At 73.2% G+C, this 17347-nt stretch carries 18 protein-coding genes; 13 read left to right on the plus strand and 5 right to left on the minus strand.

Annotated elements, in window-relative coordinates; genetic code table 11:
* Window positions 1-387: 387 nt before the first annotated feature.
* The 13 genes from JT721_RS06015 to JT721_RS06075 all read left to right on the plus strand — a co-directional run bounded on the left by JT721_RS06015 (window position 388) and on the right by JT721_RS06075 (window position 11829).
* Window positions 388-1425 (plus strand): zinc-dependent metalloprotease, encoded by a 1038-nt coding sequence (locus tag JT721_RS06015; RefSeq protein ID WP_240340211.1) that lies wholly within the window; start codon window positions 388-390, stop codon window positions 1423-1425.
* A complete protein-coding gene (gene tilS, locus JT721_RS06020; protein ID WP_205472029.1) occupies window positions 1422-2417 on the plus strand; it encodes a tRNA lysidine(34) synthetase TilS in 996 nt (331 codons plus the stop codon). The genes JT721_RS06015 and tilS overlap by 4 nt, the downstream gene beginning before the upstream one ends.
* Before the next feature lie 5 nt (window positions 2418-2422).
* The gene (gene hpt / locus JT721_RS06025; protein WP_205472030.1) at window positions 2423-2974 is read left to right on the plus strand and encodes a hypoxanthine phosphoribosyltransferase; all 552 of its coding nucleotides are present in this window, start codon (window positions 2423-2425) and stop codon (window positions 2972-2974) included.
* A gap of 138 nt (window positions 2975-3112) precedes the next feature.
* Window positions 3113-5179: an ATP-dependent zinc metalloprotease FtsH gene (gene ftsH / locus JT721_RS06030; protein ID WP_205472031.1), complete on the plus strand. Its 2067-nt coding sequence runs from the start codon at window positions 3113-3115 to the stop codon at window positions 5177-5179.
* 4 nt (window positions 5180-5183) lie between these two features.
* Entirely contained in the window at window positions 5184-5801 is a 618-nt protein-coding gene (gene folE / locus JT721_RS06035; protein WP_205472032.1) for a GTP cyclohydrolase I FolE, read from the plus strand.
* A 310-nt stretch (window positions 5802-6111) separates the two neighbouring features.
* Window positions 6112-6912, plus strand: a complete 801-nt coding sequence (locus JT721_RS06040; protein ID WP_205472033.1) for a class I SAM-dependent methyltransferase — start codon at window positions 6112-6114, stop codon at window positions 6910-6912.
* A gap of 33 nt (window positions 6913-6945) precedes the next feature.
* A complete protein-coding gene (locus JT721_RS06045) occupies window positions 6946-7593 on the plus strand; it encodes a hypothetical protein (protein ID WP_205472034.1) in 648 nt (215 codons plus the stop codon).
* A 93-nt stretch (window positions 7594-7686) separates the two neighbouring features.
* Window positions 7687-8511: a dihydropteroate synthase gene (folP, locus tag JT721_RS06050; RefSeq protein WP_205472101.1), complete on the plus strand. Its 825-nt coding sequence runs from the start codon at window positions 7687-7689 to the stop codon at window positions 8509-8511.
* Window positions 8508-8882, plus strand: a complete 375-nt coding sequence (gene folB / locus JT721_RS06055) for a dihydroneopterin aldolase (RefSeq protein WP_205472035.1) — start codon at window positions 8508-8510, stop codon at window positions 8880-8882. Before folP ends, folB begins: the two co-directional genes overlap by 4 nt.
* Window positions 8875-9444: a 2-amino-4-hydroxy-6-hydroxymethyldihydropteridine diphosphokinase gene (gene folK / locus JT721_RS06060; RefSeq protein ID WP_205472036.1), complete on the plus strand. Its 570-nt coding sequence runs from the start codon at window positions 8875-8877 to the stop codon at window positions 9442-9444. Before folB ends, folK begins: the two co-directional genes overlap by 8 nt.
* Window positions 9445-9488: 44 nt before the next feature.
* The gene (locus tag JT721_RS06065) at window positions 9489-9935 is read left to right on the plus strand and encodes a DUF3180 domain-containing protein (protein WP_205472037.1); all 447 of its coding nucleotides are present in this window, start codon (window positions 9489-9491) and stop codon (window positions 9933-9935) included.
* A gap of 9 nt (window positions 9936-9944) precedes the next feature.
* Window positions 9945-10529, plus strand: coding sequence for a hypothetical protein (locus tag JT721_RS06070; RefSeq protein WP_205472038.1), 585 nt, complete (start codon window positions 9945-9947; stop codon window positions 10527-10529).
* A gap of 193 nt (window positions 10530-10722) precedes the next feature.
* The gene (locus JT721_RS06075; protein ID WP_205472039.1) at window positions 10723-11829 is read left to right on the plus strand and encodes a GNAT family N-acetyltransferase; all 1107 of its coding nucleotides are present in this window, start codon (window positions 10723-10725) and stop codon (window positions 11827-11829) included.
* A 168-nt stretch (window positions 11830-11997) separates the two neighbouring features.
* Here the strand turns inward: JT721_RS06075 and JT721_RS06080 are convergent, their stop codons facing one another.
* From JT721_RS06080 to JT721_RS06100, 5 genes are all read right to left on the minus strand, one after another.
* Window positions 11998-12975 (minus strand): ATP-binding cassette domain-containing protein, encoded by a 978-nt coding sequence (locus JT721_RS06080; protein ID WP_205472040.1) that lies wholly within the window; start codon window positions 12973-12975, stop codon window positions 11998-12000.
* Between the two features lie 14 nt (window positions 12976-12989).
* On the minus strand, window positions 12990-13949 hold the full coding sequence (locus JT721_RS06085; protein ID WP_205472041.1) for an ABC transporter substrate-binding protein: 960 nt from the start codon (window positions 13947-13949) through the stop codon (window positions 12990-12992).
* A gap of 146 nt (window positions 13950-14095) precedes the next feature.
* A complete protein-coding gene (locus JT721_RS06090; RefSeq protein WP_205472042.1) occupies window positions 14096-14812 on the minus strand; it encodes an ABC transporter permease in 717 nt (238 codons plus the stop codon).
* The gene (locus JT721_RS06095; RefSeq protein ID WP_205472102.1) at window positions 14802-15485 is read right to left on the minus strand and encodes an ABC transporter permease; all 684 of its coding nucleotides are present in this window, start codon (window positions 15483-15485) and stop codon (window positions 14802-14804) included. The genes JT721_RS06090 and JT721_RS06095 overlap by 11 nt, the downstream gene beginning before the upstream one ends.
* A gap of 716 nt (window positions 15486-16201) precedes the next feature.
* Entirely contained in the window at window positions 16202-17305 is a 1104-nt protein-coding gene (locus tag JT721_RS06100) for a glycosyltransferase family 2 protein (protein ID WP_205472043.1), read from the minus strand.
* Window positions 17306-17347: the final 42 nt, after the last annotated feature.

A 17347-nucleotide genomic window follows, 5' to 3' on the forward strand; every position in this document is an offset into this window, starting at 1 on the left:
TGACTACCGCTGGTCGAGCAGCGAGCGCCAGCGAGCGTCGTCGAGACCCGGTGAGACGAGAGCCCTCCCGTCCCTACCGGTCGCGCTCGGGTGCGGGGGTCTCGACGGGCGCTCCTCGCTGGGGCTCGTCGCTGCTCGACCACCGGTGCCTGCGCTGGTCGAGGAAGGACGAAGTCCTGTCTCGAGACCCGGTGAGGCGGGAGCCCTCCCGTCCCCACCGGAGGGCGTTCGGGTGCGGGGGTTTCGAGGCTCGCTCCGCTCGCACCTCAACCAGCGCAGTTCCCCCCCGAGGGCGTTCGGTCGCCTGGGGTTTCGAGACAGTCGCCAGCGCGACCTCCTCGACCAGCGCAGCGCGGCCGCCGAACGGCGGCCGGATAGGTTCGCAGCATGAGTGACGACGGGATGGTCGACTGGGACCTGGCGGTCCGGATCGGGTCGCGGCTGGCCGGGGACGGGCCGGTCGTGGGCCGCGAGGAGGCGGACGCCGCCGTCGCGGAGCTGCGGGCCGGGGCGGAGCGGTCGACCGGTCTCGTCAAGGCGTTCACCGGGCTCGACGCGCCGGCCGGCACGGCGCCGCTGCTGGTCGTCGACCGGCCCGGCTGGGTGCAGGCGAACGCCGACGCGTTCCGCACCATCCTCGGGCCGATCACCGGCAAGATGACCGAGAAGCGGCCTCCCGGTGCGGTGGCGCGGGCGATCGGGTCGCGGGTCACCGGGGCGGAGGTCGGGGGCGTGCTGGGCTTTCTGGCCGGCAAGGTGCTCGGCCAGTTCGACCCGTTCCACGACCCCCACGGCCGGCTGCTGCTCGTCGCGCCCAACATCGTCCACGTCGAGCGCGAGCTCGGTGCCGACCCGTCCGACTTCCGGCTCTGGGTCTGCCTGCACGAGGAGACCCACCGGGTGCAGTTCACGGCGGTGCCGTGGATGCGCGGCCACCTCTTCGACGAGATCGGCAGCCTGGCCGACTCGATGGAGCCCACCAACCTCGTGGAGGAGGGGCTGCCGCGGCTGCTCGAGGCGATCAAGGGCGGGGCCCGCGGTGGCAACCTGCTCGAGCTGGTGGGCACCCCCGAGCAGAAGGCGCTGCTCGACCGGATGACCGGCGTGATGTCGCTGCTCGAGGGGCACGCCGACGTCGTGATGGACGGCGTCGGCCCGTCCGTCATCCCGAGCGTGGCCGCGATCCGCAAGAAGTTCACCCAGCGCCGCAAGGGGGTCGGGGTGCTCGACCGGTTCCTGCGCCGGCTGCTGGGTCTCGACGCCAAGATGGCCCAGTACCGCGACGGCGCGGCGTTCGTGCGCTCGGTCGTCGACAAGGTCGGGATGGAGGAGTTCAACGCCGTCTGGGCCGGTCCCGAGAACCTGCCGACCAAGGCCGAGATCGCCGCCCCCGACGACTGGGTGCGGCGGGTGCTCACGGCGTGAGCCTGCACCCCTCGGTCGCCGCCGTCCGCCTCGCCGTACGGCGGACGCTGGCCGACCTGGCCGCCACGGAGCCCGACCGGCCGCGCGCGGTGCTGGTGGCCTGCTCGGGCGGGGCCGACTCGCTGGCCCTGCTGGCGGCCACCGTGTTCGAGGCCCGGACCGCCGGGGTGCGCGTCGTGGGTGTCACCGTCGACCACGGGCTGCAGGACGGTTCGGCGGAGCACGCCGCCCACGTGGTGGGCCAGATGGCCGGCCTCGGGGTGGACGAGACCGTGTCGGTGCGCGTGCAGGTGGCCGGGGACGGCGGCACCGAGGCCGCCGCCCGCCGGGCCCGCTACGCCGTGCTCGACGAGGTGGCGGAGCGGTTCGGCGCCGACGTCGTGCTGCTCGGCCACACCCTCGACGACCAGGCCGAGACCGTGCTGATGGGCCTGGCCCGCGGCTCGGGCGGGCGGTCGATCGCCGGGATGCGCCGCTCCTTCGACCGCTACCGGCGCCCCCTGCTCGACGTCACCCGGGTCGACACGGTGACCGCCTGCCAGGTCGAGGGCATCGAGTTCTGGAACGACCCCCACAACGTCGACCCCGCCTACACCCGGGCCCGGGTGCGCAAGCGGGTGCTGCCGGTGCTCGAGGACGAGCTGGGCCCCGGCATCGCCGCCGCCCTGGCCCGCACCGCCGACCAGCTGCGCCAGGACATGGACCACCTCGACGACCTCGCCGACGCGGCGTACGACGCGCTCGTCGGCCCGCACGGCGTCGACTCGTTGCGGGCGGCCCGCCAGCCACCGGCCGTGCTCGGCCGGGTGCTGCGCCGGGCGGCGCTGGCGGCGGGCGCGACCGACGCCGAGCTGTTCCGGGTGCACGTGCAGGCGCTGGTCGACCTGGTCGCCGGGCCGGCCGACCATCGGGTGGCCCAGCTGCCCGGGCACGTGACCGCGTTCCGCGACGGGCACCTGCTGCGGTTCCGCCGGACCACTGTGCAAGGCTGACGCCCATGGACTCTGCCCACGTGGAGAACGACCTGGTGAACGTCCTCTTCACCGAGGCCCAGATCCAGGAGCGGATCGGTGAGCTGGCCGCCCGGATCGAGCACGACTACGAGGGTCAGGACCTGCTGATCGTCGGCGTGCTGCGCGGTGCGGTGATGGTGATGGCCGACCTCGCCCGGGCCTTCGCCCGGCACGTCGAGATGGACTGGATGGCGGTCACCTCCTACGGCTCCGGCACCAAGTCGAGCGGCGTCGTGCGGATCCTCAAGGACCTCGACACCGACATCTCCGGGCGCCACGTCGTGATCGTCGACGAGATCATCGACACCGGCCTCACGCTGTCGTGGCTGACCTCCAACCTGGTCTCGCGCAACCCCGCGAGCGTCGAGATCGCGACCCTGCTGCGCAAGCCGGAGGCGCTGCAGATGCCGGTCGACGTCAAGTACGTCGGGTGGGACATCCCCAACGAGTTCGTCGTCGGCTACGGCCTCGACTACCGCGAGCGCTACCGCAACCTGCGCGACATCGGCACCCTGGCGCCCCACGTCTACTCCTGACCACCCCCGCCGGCAACCGGCGCCGGCACCGCGATCACGCCCGCCGCTGGTGCCCCGGGCGGTCGCTGCTGCGAGAATGGTCGTTGCCCGCGACATGTACCGTCGTGGGTTCAGACGTGTTGATTGCGAAAGAAGCCTGTGAAGCGCTTAGTCAAGGGGCCTTGGCTCTGGATCGTCCTGGCCGTGGTCGGCGTGCTCGTCGCCATGCAGCTCCTCGCCCCCAACAGCGGTGGCGACGAGATCTCCTCCGACCGGATGCTCGAGTACATCGAGAAGGGCGAGGTCAAGGAGATCACCTTCGTCGACGGAGGTGACCAGCAGATCAAGGCGGTCCTCGACGACGACGTCGACCGCTCCGACAAGGAGGTCACCTCCTACTGGCTGGCCGGCACCCAGCGCGACATCGTCAACGCGGTGCAGGAGCAGGTCGACGAGGGCACGATCGAGAAGTACACGACCGACGTGCCCCAGCCCAGCTTCCTGGGCTCGCTGCTCATCACGCTGCTGCCGATCATCCTCATCGTCGGGCTCTTCCTGTTCCTGATGAACAACATGCAGGGCGGCGGCCGCGGGGTCATGCAGTTCGCCAAGTCCAAGGCGAAGCTGATCTCCAAGGACATGCCGAAGACGACGTTCGCCGACGTCGCCGGCTGCGAGGAGGCCATCGAGGAGCTCGGCGAGATCAAAGAGTTCCTCCAGGAGCCCGCCAAGTTCCAGGCCGTCGGCGCCAAGATCCCCAAGGGCGTGCTGCTCTACGGCCCGCCCGGCACCGGCAAGACGCTGCTCGCGCGCGCCGTCGCGGGCGAGGCCGGCGTCCCGTTCTACTCCATCTCCGGCTCGGACTTCGTGGAGATGTTCGTCGGCGTGGGCGCCTCACGGGTCCGCGACCTGTTCGAGCAGGCCAAGGAGAACGCCCCGGCCATCGTCTTCATCGACGAGATCGACGCCGTCGGCCGCCACCGGGGCGCCGGCATGGGCGGCGGGCACGACGAGCGCGAGCAGACGCTCAACCAGCTGCTGGTCGAGATGGACGGCTTCGACGTGCGCGGCGGGGTCATCCTGATCGCCGCCACCAACCGGCCCGACGTGCTCGACCCGGCGCTGCTGAGGCCCGGCCGCTTCGACCGGCAGATCCAGGTCGACGCCCCCGACCTGGCCGGTCGCCACGAGATCCTCAAGGTCCACTCGCGGGGCAAGCCGATGTCGACCGACATCGACCTGCTCGCCGTGGCCCGCCGTACCCCCGGGTTCACCGGCGCCGACCTCGCCAACGTGCTCAACGAGGCCGCGCTGCTCACCGCGCGCGGCAACGAGAAGCTGATCACCAACTCCTCGCTCGACGAGGCCATCGACCGGGTGATCGCCGGTCCGCAGCGGCGCACCCGCCTGATGAGCGAGAAGGAGCTGCTCATCACGGCCTACCACGAGGGCGGCCACGCCCTCGTCGCGGCGGCCCTGCCGGGCACCGACCCGGTGCACAAGATCACGATCCTGCCGCGCGGCCGGGCGCTGGGCTACACGATGGTGCTGCCCGACGAGGACAAGTACTCCCAGACCCGCGCCGAGATGCTCGACAAGCTCGCCTACATGCTGGGCGGCCGGGCGGCCGAGGAGATGGTCTTCCACGACCCCACCACCGGCGCCGGCAACGACATCGAGAAGGCCACCAGCCTCGCCCGCGCGATGGTCACCCAGTACGGCATGACCGAGCGGCTGGGCGCGATCAAGCTCGGCGACTCCACCTCCGAGCCGTTCCTCGGCCGTGACATGGGCCACCAGCGCAACTACTCCGAGGACGTCGCCGCGATCATCGACGACGAGACGAAGAAGTTCCTCGCGGTGGCCCACCAGGAGGCGTTCGACATCCTGGAGGAGAACCGCGACGTCCTCGACGCGCTGGTGCTCGAGCTGCTCGACAAGGAGACGCTCGACAAGGAGCAGGTCGCCCGGATCTTCGAGCCGCTGCGCCGGCGTCCCGAGCGGCCGGCGTGGACGGGCTCGCCCGACCGCACGCCCTCGGCCATCCCCCCGATCGAGATCCCGCAGGCGATCCGCGACCGGGCGGCCGCCAACGGCGCCGCCACCGCGCAGGCCGGGGCGATCCTGACCCCGCCCGGGTCGGGCGGCGACGTCCACGACCCCGAGCTCGGCGGCGGCCAGGTCCCGCCGACCCCGCCCTCCCCGGGCGGCGCCGGACCCACCTGAGCCGATGACCGACCCCATCGACCGCATCGAGCGGCGGCCCGAGGACGTGCCCGCCTTCGACCAGCCGCGCGCCGAGGCCGCCGTACGCGAGCTCCTCGCCGCCATCGGTGAGGACCCCGACCGCGAGGGCCTGGTCGACACCCCGGCCCGGGTCGCCCGGGCGTACGCCGAGCTCACGGTGGGGCTCCGGATGGCCCCCGAGGACGTGCTCACCACGACCTTCGACCTCGGCCACGACGAGCTGGTGCTGGTGCGCGACATCGAGCTGTGGTCGATGTGCGAGCACCACCTGGTGCCGTTCACCGGCGTCGCCCACGTCGGCTACATCCCCGCGACCACCGGCAAGATCACCGGCCTCAGCAAGCTCGCGCGGCTGGTCGACGTCTACGCCAAGCGCCCGCAGGTGCAGGAGCGGCTGACCACCCAGGTGGCCGACGCGCTGATGCGGCTGCTCGAGGCCCGCGGCGTGATCGTGGTGATCGAGGCCGAGCACCTGTGCATGACCATGCGCGGGGTGAAGAAGCGCGGAGCCCGCACCATCACCTCCGCCGTGCGCGGCACGATGCGCTCCAACGCCGCCACCCGCAGCGAGGCGATGGCGCTGATCCGCGGCACGCACTGACGCAGGCGCAGGGGTGGCGGTGTGTCAGCCGCCGTTTGGTGGTGTCGTTGCGGGGTGTGCTCACCGCTGCCTGGGGTGGCGCAGGGGTGGCGGTGTGTCAGCCGCCGTTTGGTGGTGTCGTTGCGGGGTGTGCTCACCGCTGCCTGGGGTGGCGCCGGGGTGGCGGTGAGCCAGCCGCCGTTCGAGCGTGCCGTTCCGAGGCCTGCTCACCGCCGCCCGGGGCGGCGCCGGGGCAGCGGTGCGCCAACCGCCGTCCGGTGGCGCCGGAGCGAGGGCTCCTCACCGCCGCCCGGCCACTAGGCTCGGCCGGGTGACCAGACCCGACGCCTTCGACGACCTGGCCCGGGCCCACCCGTGGCCCGCCGAGCCGCCGCACCCGGGGGTGGCGCCGGTCGGCAGACCCGCCCGCGGCTTCGAGCTCATCGCACGGGCGCTGGCGGCGTCCGAGACCCCCGCGCCCGTCGTGCTCGAGATCGGCGCGGAGTTCGGCGGGAGCACCCGGCGGTTCCTCGGGATCGAGGGCACCCGCGTGGTCTCGGTCGACCCGTGGCCGGACTGGTACAGCTACCGCGGCTGGGACACCCTCCAGTCGTTCCGCGACCAACCGGACGCCTTCTACGAGCTGTTCCTCACCTTCAACTTCGAGCACCGCGACCGGCTGGTGCCGATCCGGCGCCCCTCGCCCGAGGGACTGATCGAGGTCCACGACGCCGGCCTCGACGTCGACCTGGTCTACATCGACGGCGACCACCGCTTCGACGCCGTGATCCGCGACCTCGACGTGTGCCACGCGCTGTTCCCCGGCGCGATGCTCACCGGCGACGACTGGGAGTTCACCGCCGGGGCGAAGAAGTACGAGGGGCTCGTCCACCCCACCCGGCTGGCCGTCCAGCGCTGGGCGCAGTTCCGCGACCACCACGTCGAGCACGAGGCCAACACCTGGCTGATCGACCCGGCGCGGCCGTTCAACCTGGAGAAGCTGGTGCCGTCGTACGACGTCGCGCGGCCCCGACCCCGGCGGAAGACGCCGCCTCCCCCGCCCCCACGCCCGGCCTGGCGGGTGCTGGCCGGCGGTGCGCGCCGCCGCCTGCGCCGGCTCGCCGGCCGCTGACCGACCACCTCACGCCCCAGGAGTGCGCCGCCAGTGATCCTGTCCCGCCAGCACGGCTTCATCTTCATGAAGACGCTGAAGACCGCCGGCACCAGCGTCGAGATCGCGCTGTCGCGGGTCTGCGGGCCCGAGGACGTGATCACCCCGCTGCCGGCCGAGGACGAGGTGCTGCGCCGCGAGCGCGGCGGTCGACCGCCGCAGAACTACGAGTCGCCGCCGCTGCCGCACCGGGTGACCGAGCACATCCGGGCCGGCAAGCTGCGCCGGATCATCGGCTGGCAGGAGTGGTCGTCGCACTACCGGTTCGCCATCGAGCGCAACCCGTGGGACGCCGTGGTGTCGCTGTACTTCTGGGTGACCCGCAACCTCGACGACCCGCCCACCTTCGAGGAGTACCTCGCCGGGCCGCGGCCCGAGACCCTGGCCGTGCGCAACTTCCAGATGTACCACTTCGAGGGCAAGGTCGCGGTCGACCGGGTGCTCCGCTACGAGCACCTGGCCGACGACCTGGCCGAGGTGTGGCACCACCTGGGCCTTCCCGGCGAGCCCGACCTGCCGCGGGCCAAGGGCGGGGCCCGACCGGCGGGGGCCGACTACCGACGGTTCTACACCGAGGAGTCCGCAGCCCGGGTGGCCGAGCTGTTCGCCCAGCCGATCCAGGAGATGGGCTACTCGTTCTGAGCCACCCCGACGCGGGCCCCCGGGCGGCCCGATAGGTTGCCGCACGTGACCTCGACGGCGTCGCTCCTGGAGCCCCGGGCCCGCCCGCGGGTGATGGGGGTCGTCAACGTCACGCCCGACTCCTTCTCCGACGGCGGCCGGTTCACCAGCCCCGAGGCCGCGATCGCCCACGGCCGCCGGCTGCTGGCCGACGGCGCCGACCTGATCGACATCGGCGGCGAGTCGACCCGCCCGGGCGCGACCCGGCCACTGGTGGCCGAGGAGCTGGCCCGCGTCGTACCCGTGATCGAGGCGCTCGCCGCCGAGGGGGCGGTGGTGTCGGTCGACACCATGCGCGCGGAGGTCGCCCGGGCCGCCATCGACGTGGGGGCCCGGATCGTCAACGACGTCTCCGGTGGGCTGGCCGACCCCGAGGTGCTCGACGTGGTGGCGGCCGCCGACGTCGTCTACGTCGCGATGCACTGGCGGGCCCACTCCGACCGGATGACCGACTTCGCCTCCTACGACGGGCCGGGCGGCGTGGTCGCCGCCGTGCGCGACGAGCTGGGGGCACGGCTGGACGCCGTGCGCGCGGCCGGCGTCGACGAGCGCCGGGTGGTCCTCGACCCCGGGCTGGGCTTCGCCAAGCGCGGCGAGCACAACTGGGCGCTGCTGGCCTCCCTCGACGCGCTCGACGTCCTGGGCCGACCGCTGCTGGTGGGGGCCAGCCGCAAGTCGTTCCTCGGCACCCTGCTGGCCGGCCCCGACGGCGCCCCGCGGCCCGTCGACGAGCGCGAGGCGGCCAACACCGCCGTCACGACGCTGTGCGCCCGGGCCGGGGTGTGGGGCCTGCGGGTGCACGACGTACGGTCCTGTCGCGACGCGCTCGCGGTGGTCGAGGCGCTGTCGCGGGAACCGGACCGGGAGGAGGACCGATGACCGACGAGCTGGCCGTGCTGGGCGTCGAGTGCTGGGGTCACCACGGCGTCTTCGACTTCGAGAAGCGGCAGGGACAGGCGTTCGTCGTCGACCTCGTGCTGGGCCTCGACACCGCGGCTGCGGCGGCCTCCGACGACTTGCACGACACCGTCGACTACGGAAGTCTCGTGACCTCGGTGAAAGCCGCCGTCGAGAACGATCCGGTCGACCTGATCGAGACCCTCGCCCAGAGGATCGCGGACGTCTGCCTCTTGGACGTCCGTGTTGAATGGGTGCGCGTCACGCTTCACAAGCCGGACGCCCCCATCGACGCCACGTTTCGGGACGTGGCGCTGACGATCACCCGGAAACGCGAGGGCCCCCGTGACTGAGACCCCCAACCCCAACATCGTCGACGCCGACACCCTGACCGGCGAGATGCGTCCGATCCGCCGTGCGGTGATCGCGCTGGGGTCCAACCTGGGTGACCGCATCGACAACCTGCAGGGCGCCGTCCAGGCCCTCGCCGACACCCCCGAGGTCTGGATCACGGCGGTCTCACCGGTCTACGAGACCGAGCCGGTCGACTGCCCGCCCGACTCCGCGCCGTTCCTCAACGCCGTCGTCCTCGCCGACACCACGCTCGCCGCCGCCCGCCTGATGGACCGCGCGCTGGCGATCGAGGACGCCTACGAGCGCGACCGCTCGCAGGTCCGCAACGCCCCGCGCACCCTCGACGTCGACCTGGTCGTCGTCGGCGACCGCCGTGCCGACGAGCCCGGCCTGCAGCTGCCCCACCCGCGGGCGGCGCAGCGGGCGTTCGTGCTGCGGCCCTGGTTCGACCTCGAGCCGGGGGCCGAGCTCCCCGACTCGGGACCCATCTCCGAGCTGCTGGCCACGATCGGCGAGGACGGCATGAAGAAGCGGGACGACCTGGTGCTCGAGGTCGAGTGACCTCCCCGCCCGACCCGGAGCGGGACCCCGACCCGCTCGCGCGGATGGGGCCCACCTCCCCGGCCGCGCTCGCGGCCTGGGCGGTCGCCGGCCTGGCGCTCGGCTGGCTGTGGCGCCCGGTCTCGGGCCGCCTGTTCGACACCCCCACGGTCGTCACCTGGGCGCAGCCCACGGCGCTGGCGATGGTCGCGGCGATCCTGGCCGCCGCCGCGTGGGCGACCTGGCGGTCGGTGCACGTGCACCGGGTGCGGCTGGAGCCGCACCAGGCGGTCAACCGGCTGGTGCTCGCCCGCGCCTGCGCCTACGTCGGCGCGCTGACGGCCGGCGGCTACCTCGGCTACGCGCTCAGCTGGGTAGGCGTCGACACCGAGCTGGCCGACCAGCGCCTGTGGCGCTCCCTGTTCGCGGCGGGCGCGGCGGCCGCGGTGGTGGCGGCAGGAGTGCTGCTCGAACGTGCGTGTCGCGTCAGAACGGACGACGAAGAGCCCTAGTCTGCGTCCATGGCTTCCCCATCAGTCACACAGGTCACACGGAAGCGTCGGCGCGGCACCCGCGTCTCGCTGGCCGTGGGCCTGCTGCTGCTCGCGGGCCTGGTCGTGGCCGTCGCCGTCCCCAGCGGCGCCGTGCTCGCGCTCACCGGCGCCGCCTGCCTCGCCGTGGCGCTCGGCGCCGCGGCGACCCGGCTCGTCTACGTCGAGCTGCTCGACACCCGCCGCGAGTCGGCCGCCGAGCGGGCCGCCCAGGCCCAGGGCTACCGGTGGATGGCCGAGATCCGGGCCGCCGAGACCGCCACGTTCGTCGAGACCATGCAGGCCCGCATCGCCGAGCGCGAGCAGGCCATCGAGGAGCTCGAGGTCGCGCTGACCTCGGCCCAGCGCCGGGCCGCCCAGGCCACCCGGCGTCGCAACGCCGAGGGCCGCCGTGCCGCCGCCCTCGACGTCCAGCTCGCCGAGAGCGAGCTCCGCACCGGCGAGGCCCGGCTGCGCATCGCCGAGCTCGAGGTCGAGGTCGCCACCCTGCGCGCCGAGCTCGACTCGGTCACCGCCGCCTGGCGGGCTGCCGACCGGCAGCGCAAGCACGCCTGACCCGCCACCTCGCCCGCTTCGCCCGACCCGCCCCGCTGCGGTAGTCCCTGACGTGTCCGGGGTCCCCGGGGCCGCCGTACCCCGGACACGTCAGGGACTATCCCGGCCCGCCCGCCCGGCCACGGGCTCGCGGAAAGGTCCGGACGGTTGCCGCCGCCGGGTGCGGACGGACGGTGAGGCACAATCGGACGCCGTGCTGCCCGAGGAGTCCCGCTTCGAGTCCGACCCCGACGCGATCGTGGGCGAGCCCGCGGTGCTGCCCGCGGGGTGGGGCGTCGGCACGCCCGACCCGGCCGACCGGTTCCAGGTCGCCCGGCTGACCCGGCTGCTGCGCGAGCACGAGCGGCACGGCCGTGGCTGGCCCGGCGCCGGCGTCGAGGACGTGCTGGTCGAGGTCTCCGAGGCCGGGCTGCGCACCCGCGAGAACGTCGTCGTGCTCGACGCCGAGGGCGAGATCCGCGCCTGGGGCAGCGTCCACGACCGCGCCGGCGGGCGGATGCTGTTCGTCCACGTCGTCGAGCGCGGCCTCGCCGACGAGACGGCTCGGGCCTGCTCCGACGTGCTGTTCGAGTGGGCGGAGGGCCAGGCTCGCGCGGTGGGCGCGGCCCGGGGGCTCGACGTGCAGCAGATCGACACCGGCGCCTTCGCCGGCGACGAGCGCCAGCACGCCTGGCTCGCCGCGGCGGGCTTCGAACGGGTGCGGACCTGGTGGCAGATGAGCCGCCCGGTGAGCGCCGACGAGGCTGCGCTGGTGCCCGACCCGCGGCACTGGACCCGCGACGGCGTGGTCTTCCGGCTGGTCGAGCACGACGGCCACGGGCTGCCCGACACCGACGACCTGCGCGAGGTCCACGAGGTACTCGAGGACGCCTTCGTCGACCACTTCAACCACTTCGAGGAGACCTTCGAGGAGTTCCTCCACCGGCTGCGCGAGACCCCCGGTCACCGCTGGGACCACTGGTGGCTGGCCGAGCTGGTCGAGGACGAGCACCGCCGTGCGGTCGGCTGCCTGGTCGGCGAGGCCGTCGAGAGCACGACCGGGCCCGACGGCAGCTACGTCGCCTACCTCGGCGTGCTCGAGGCGGCGCGGGGCCGCGGCGTCGCCAAGGGACTGCTCAGCACGGTCATCGCCGACGCGGCGGCCCGGGGCCGCGACCGGGTGGGTCTCGAGGTCGACGCCGACTCCTCCACCGGCGCCGACGGGCTGTACACGTCGATGGGCTGGGAGACGAGGTACGTCACCGAGTCGTGGCACCGCGACGTGCCGGTGCCGCCGGGTGCGGCGGCCGGCGACGGGTGAATCGACCAGAACCACGCGATTGAGCTGTTCGGGACCTTTGCCAGCGCGGGCACGGCCGCCCGAATCGACCACAACTACGCAATTGCGTGGTTACGGCACATTCACCCGCCCCGCACACCCGGCAATCGACCAGAACTACGCAATTGCGTGGTTCTGGCACAAACCGCGTCACCCCCCCAGCGAGGCACGCAGCGCATGGTGGATCCCGTTGGGGGTCAGCACGCCGACGAACCGGGCGCCGTCGGTGACCCCCACGACCGCACGATCGTCGCGCAGCAGCACGGTGAGCGCCTCCTCGAGCGTGGCCGAGACGTCCACGGTGGCGGCGAGGTCGCCGGTGGCGATCCCGTCGAGCGGCTCGAGGTGGGCGGGGTCGATCCGGGTCACGGTGAGCCGGCGCAGCCCGCGGGTCGAGCCGACGAAGTCGGCCACGAACTCGTCGGCCGGGTGCGCCAGGATCTCGGCCGGGGTGCCGTACTGAGCCAGCCGGCCGCCGGTGGCGAACACCGCCACCCGGTCGCCCATCCGCACCGCCTCGTCGATGTCGTGGGTCACCAGCACCACCGTCTTGCCGAGCTCGCGCTGCAGCCGCAGGAACTCGTCCTGCAGCCGCACCCGCACCACCGGGTCGACGGCGCCGAACGGCTCGTCCATCAGCAGCACCGGCGGGTTCGCCGCCAGCGCCCGCGCCACGCCCACCCGCTGCCGCTGGCCGCCCGAGAGCTGGTGGGGGTAGCGGTCGCCGAACGTCGCCGGGTCGAGCCCCACCAGGTCGAGCAGCTCGTGGGCCCGGGCCCGGGCGGTGGCCCTCGACTCGCCGTAGAGCAGCGGCACCGTCATCACGTTGGTGGTGATCCGCTGGTGGGGGAAGAGACCGACCTGCTGGATGACGTAGCCGATGCCTCGCCGCAGCGAGTTGGGATCCTGGGTCGTCACGTCGACACCGTCGATCTCGATCGTGCCGGTGGTGGGCTCGATCAGGCGGTTGATCATCTTCAGGGTCGTGGACTTGCCGCAGCCCGACGGCCCGACCAGGCAGACCAGCTCGCCGGGGCCGACGTCGAGGTCGAGCGCGCGTACGGCGACCGTGCCGTCGTCGTAGGTCTTGCCGACCCCCGCGAGCCGGATCATCGAGGTCGTCGCCATGGCGGGAGGCCTCCTCAGAGGAGGCCCTTGTCCTCCAGGAACGCCGCCGCGACGTCGGCCGGCTTCTTGCGCTCGAGGTCGACCTGGAGGTTCATGTCGGCCAGGTCCTCGGTGGTGAGCGCCTCGGAGAGCTCGTTGAACAGGTCCTCGAGGTCGGGGTTGTCGGCCAGGAACTCCGCGTTGATCGCCGGGGTGAGGTTCTGGGCGGGCTGGATGCCCTTGTCGTCCTCGAGCAGCACCAGGCCGAGCTGCTCCAGGCTGGCGTCGGTGGTGCCGGTCTCGCCGAGCTGGACCTCGCCGTTGGCGACGGCGTCCTTGACCTGGCTGCTGCCGAAGTCGAGCGGCACGATCTCGGTGATGTCGAGCCCGTAGACGTTGGTCAGCCCGCCCTCGCAGTCGGATCGACCCTCGCAGTCCTCGGGGGCGCCCAGCTTGATCGGCTGCCCGAGGGCGGCCAGGTCGGACAGCGTCTCGAGGTCGTTCTGGTCGGCGTACTCCTGGGTGACGAAGAAGGCGTTCTGGTCGGTGGCGTCCGACGGCGGGAGGATCGCGATGCCCTCCTCCTCGGCCAGCGGCTCCAGCGCGGCCAGGGTGGCGTCGGGGTCGTTGCTCGACACCGGCTCGGCGTCGGGACCGTTCTTGGCGGTGTGGAGGAAGTCGGTGAGCCCCGCGAGGTAGTCGGGCACGATGTCGACGCCGCCGCTCGCCAGCTCGGGCAGGTAGACGTCGCGGGTCGTGACGAGCTTGGTCTCGACGGTGTAACCGTCGTCCTCGAGCAGCTGCTCGTAGATCGCGGCCATCACCTGCATCTCGGTGAAGTCCTGGCCGCCGACCACGACCGTGCCCTTGTCGTCACTGCCCGAGCCGCCCGAGCCGCCGTCGCCGCCCGACTCGAGGTCGTCGCCGCCGCAGCCGGCCGCGGCGAGGAGGACGGCGGCGGCCGCCGTCGTGGTGAGGGTGCGCAGGATCCGCATGAGCAACCACCTTCTGTGTCCCGCGGCGCCGAGGCTCCGCGCGTGTCCGATGGGTACCCCGTGGCACCCGCAGTCGTCACCCTAACCACCTCCACCGACACCGTGTTCCCGCAAAGATGACGAAGCGGTGACGTGCGGGTCGGCGGTCAGGCGGTCGGCAGCGGACGGCCCCGGGTCGCGCGACCGGCGCGCCGCATCGGGTCGACCGCCCGCTCCACCAGCACGGCGAGCCCCTCGAGCACGAGGGCGCCGGCGGCGACCAGCACCGCACCGGACACCACCTCGGCCGTGCTCTGGTTGGCGAAGCCCCGGGTGATCACGCGGCCCAGGCCGGGCCCGGCGACCAGCGCGGCGATCGTCGCCGTCGCCCACACCTGCACCAGCGCGAGGCGCACGCCGGTCATCACCACCGGGATCGCCAGCGGCAGCTCCACGGTGGTGAAGACCTTCCGGCCGCTCATCCCCATCCCGCGTGCGGCCTCGACCACGTCGCGGTCGACCTCGGTCATGCCGACGTAGGCGTTCGTGATCAGCGGCGGCAGGGCGAAGAGCACCAGCGCCACCAGCGTCGCGAGCCCGGCGCGGCCGTACGGCCCGAGCTCGCCGGACCCGACCGGGCCCAGCGAGAGCACCAGCAGCACGGCGAAGACCGGCACCGCACGCCCGATGTTGGAGACGTTGACCGCGAGGAAGCCGCCGCGGCGCAGGTGTCCCAGCCACAGCGCGATCGGCAGGCCCAGCAGCATCGCCGCGGCCAGCGCGGTCACGGTCAGCAGCAGCTGCTGGACGGCGAACGCGCCGATGCCGGTCTCCCCCGACCAGTTCGCCCCGTCGGTGAGGTAGTCGAGGACGTCACCCAGCACGGCGCGTCCAGGGGGTGAGGAACCGCTGGGCGACGACCAGCACCACGTCGAGCACGAGCGCCAGTGCCACGCACAGCAGGCTGGCGGCGAGGATCTGCGCCTTGAACTGGTTGCCGACCGCGCGCAGCAGCAGGTTGCCCAGGCCGCCGTACGACACGATCGAGCCGACGGTCACCAGTGCCACCGTCGAGACCGTGGCGACCCGCAGCCCGGCCCAGATCACCGGCAGCGCCAGCGGGAGCTCGACCCGCGTGAGCAGCCGGAGCGGTGCGTAGCCCATGCCGACCGCCGACTCGCGCACCTCGTCCGGCACCGCGCGCAGGCCAGCCAGCACGTTGCGCACCAGGATCGTCAGGGAGTACAGCGCCAGCCCGATCACCACGGTGGTCGGCGACAGCCCCGTGAACGGCAGCAGCAGCGAGAACAGCGCCAGCGACGGGATCGTGTAGATGATCGTGGTGCCGCCGACCACGAGCGACTCCAGCCGCGGGCTGCGGCGCGCGAGCAGCGCCAGCGGTACGGCGACCGCCAGCCCGGCCAGCACCGAGACGACCGTGATCCACAGGTGCTGCACGGTGGCGTCGACCAGCTCGGGCCGGTAGTCGCTCCAGTAGCGCCCGCACAGCCAGCTGTTGTCGACGTAGCACTGCGCCACCTCGTCGGCCCGGGGCATCACGGTCGTGACGCTACCGCGCAGGCCGCTGGTCGAGCAGCGAGCACCAGCGAGCGTCGTCGAGACCGGGTGAGCCGACCCCCCGCCGTCGGTGGCGACTCCGGGGACGGGGCTCGGGCGGGGGCTGACTGTGGGTGGGGTGATCCGCGGGGGTGGGTGACTGTGGTGTGGACGGGTGCGGGGTGCCGCGCGTGGTGGGCACTGCGGCTGCTGGGCGCCGGACGTCGTTCGGCACTCGTTGCCGTGTCGCCGGACGCTGCCCTGCCGTCCCCCGGCCACCGCTTCGGCGCCACGCCGCCGTCTACGTGCCGAACGCCGCTCGTCGCTCCGCCGCCTCCGTGCCCTGTGGCGCGGCAGCCCGGCTGGCGCTGGTCGAGGTGCGAAGGCCGCCAGGCCTGAGCCTCGAGACCCGGTGAGACGGAAGCCCTCCCGTCCCTAGCGCAGGGCATTCGGCCGGCGGGGGTTTCGAGGCTCGCTTCGCTCGCACCTCAACCAGCGGTGGGTGGCGTTGGTCGAGGTGCGAAGGCCGCTTAGGCCTGAGCCTCGAGACCCGGTGAGCCGGGAGCCCTCCCGTCCCCACCGGAGGGCGTTCGGCCGGCGGGGGTTTCGAGGCTCGCTCCGCTCGCACCTCAACCAGCGCGGGGCACCGGAGGGCGCTCGGCCGGCGGGGGTTTCGAGACAGTTGCTAGCGCAACTTCCTCAACCAGCGCAGCGGGTCAGCGCTCGTCGTCGCGGAGCAGGAGGGCCGCGGGGTCGATGGTGCGGACGTCGAGGCCGGGGACGTCGACGCGGCGGCCCGCCGGGGTGTCGACGCGGGGGAGGCCGCCGAGCTCGTGCAGCCGCTCGACGACGAGGGTGGCCTCGGGCCGGCGGTCGTGCTCGACCAGCCAGCCGACCAGCCGGTGTGCCGGCACCAGGCCGGAGCGGACCAGGCCGCGGCCGGCCCACAGCTCGCGCACGCCGGCGACCAGGAGCTCCCACCACGCGTCGTCGCAGCCGGGGATCTCGTCGAAGTAGCGGTGCAGGTCGCCGGCGAGCACCCGGTCCCGGAAGACCGCGGTGACCTTGGCGGAGCCGTAGTCGAGCACCGAGGCGAGGGCCATCCGCTTGGTCTCCCAGCGGTCCTCGAGGTCGCGCAGCGAGGAGCGCTGCTGGGTGATCGAGCTGCCGTCGTCGCGGATCCGCCAGTGGTAGACGACCTCCGGCGCGACCGTGAACCGCCGGGCGCGGAGGTAGGCGCGGGTCGTGGTCGGCTGGTCCTCGTAGCGGACCCCCTCCGGCCAGGCCAGCCCCGCGCCGCGCCAGAAGTCGGTGACGAACAGCTTGTTCCACGCGAACACGTCGCCGAGCAGCTCGGGCTCGGTGTCGATCACGACGTCGATACGGGTGCGGTGCAGCCGCCGCATCCAGCGCGGCTCCTCGAGGTCGCCGCCGACCAGCCGGGCGATCGAGCCGACGACGAAGTCCGACCCGGCGCGGCGCTGGTGGCCCACCAGCGTGGCGTAGGCGTCGGGCGGCACCACGTCGTCGGAGTCGGCGAACGTCACCAGGTCGCCGGTGACGTGCCGCAGCCCCTCGTTGCGGGCCGCCCCGAGGCCGCGGTTGCCGGTGTGGACGACGCGCACCCGCGGGTCGCGTGCGGCGTACGCCTCCGCGATCGCGCCGGAGTCGTCGGGGCTGCCGTCGTCGACCACCACGACCTCGAGCCGGTCGTGGGTCTGGCCGAGGATGCTGTCGAGGCAGGCGGGCAGGTACGCCGCGACGTCGTACGCCGGCACCACGACGCTCACGAGCGGGGCGCGGCGGCGGGCCAACCTCATGCGCAGACCGTAGCGAGCGCGATGCGGGGCCGCGGCCCCGCC

Source organism: Nocardioides sp. SYSU D00038 (assembly GCF_016924665.1).
Taxonomy (GTDB): Bacteria; Actinomycetota; Actinomycetes; order Propionibacteriales; family Nocardioidaceae; genus Nocardioides.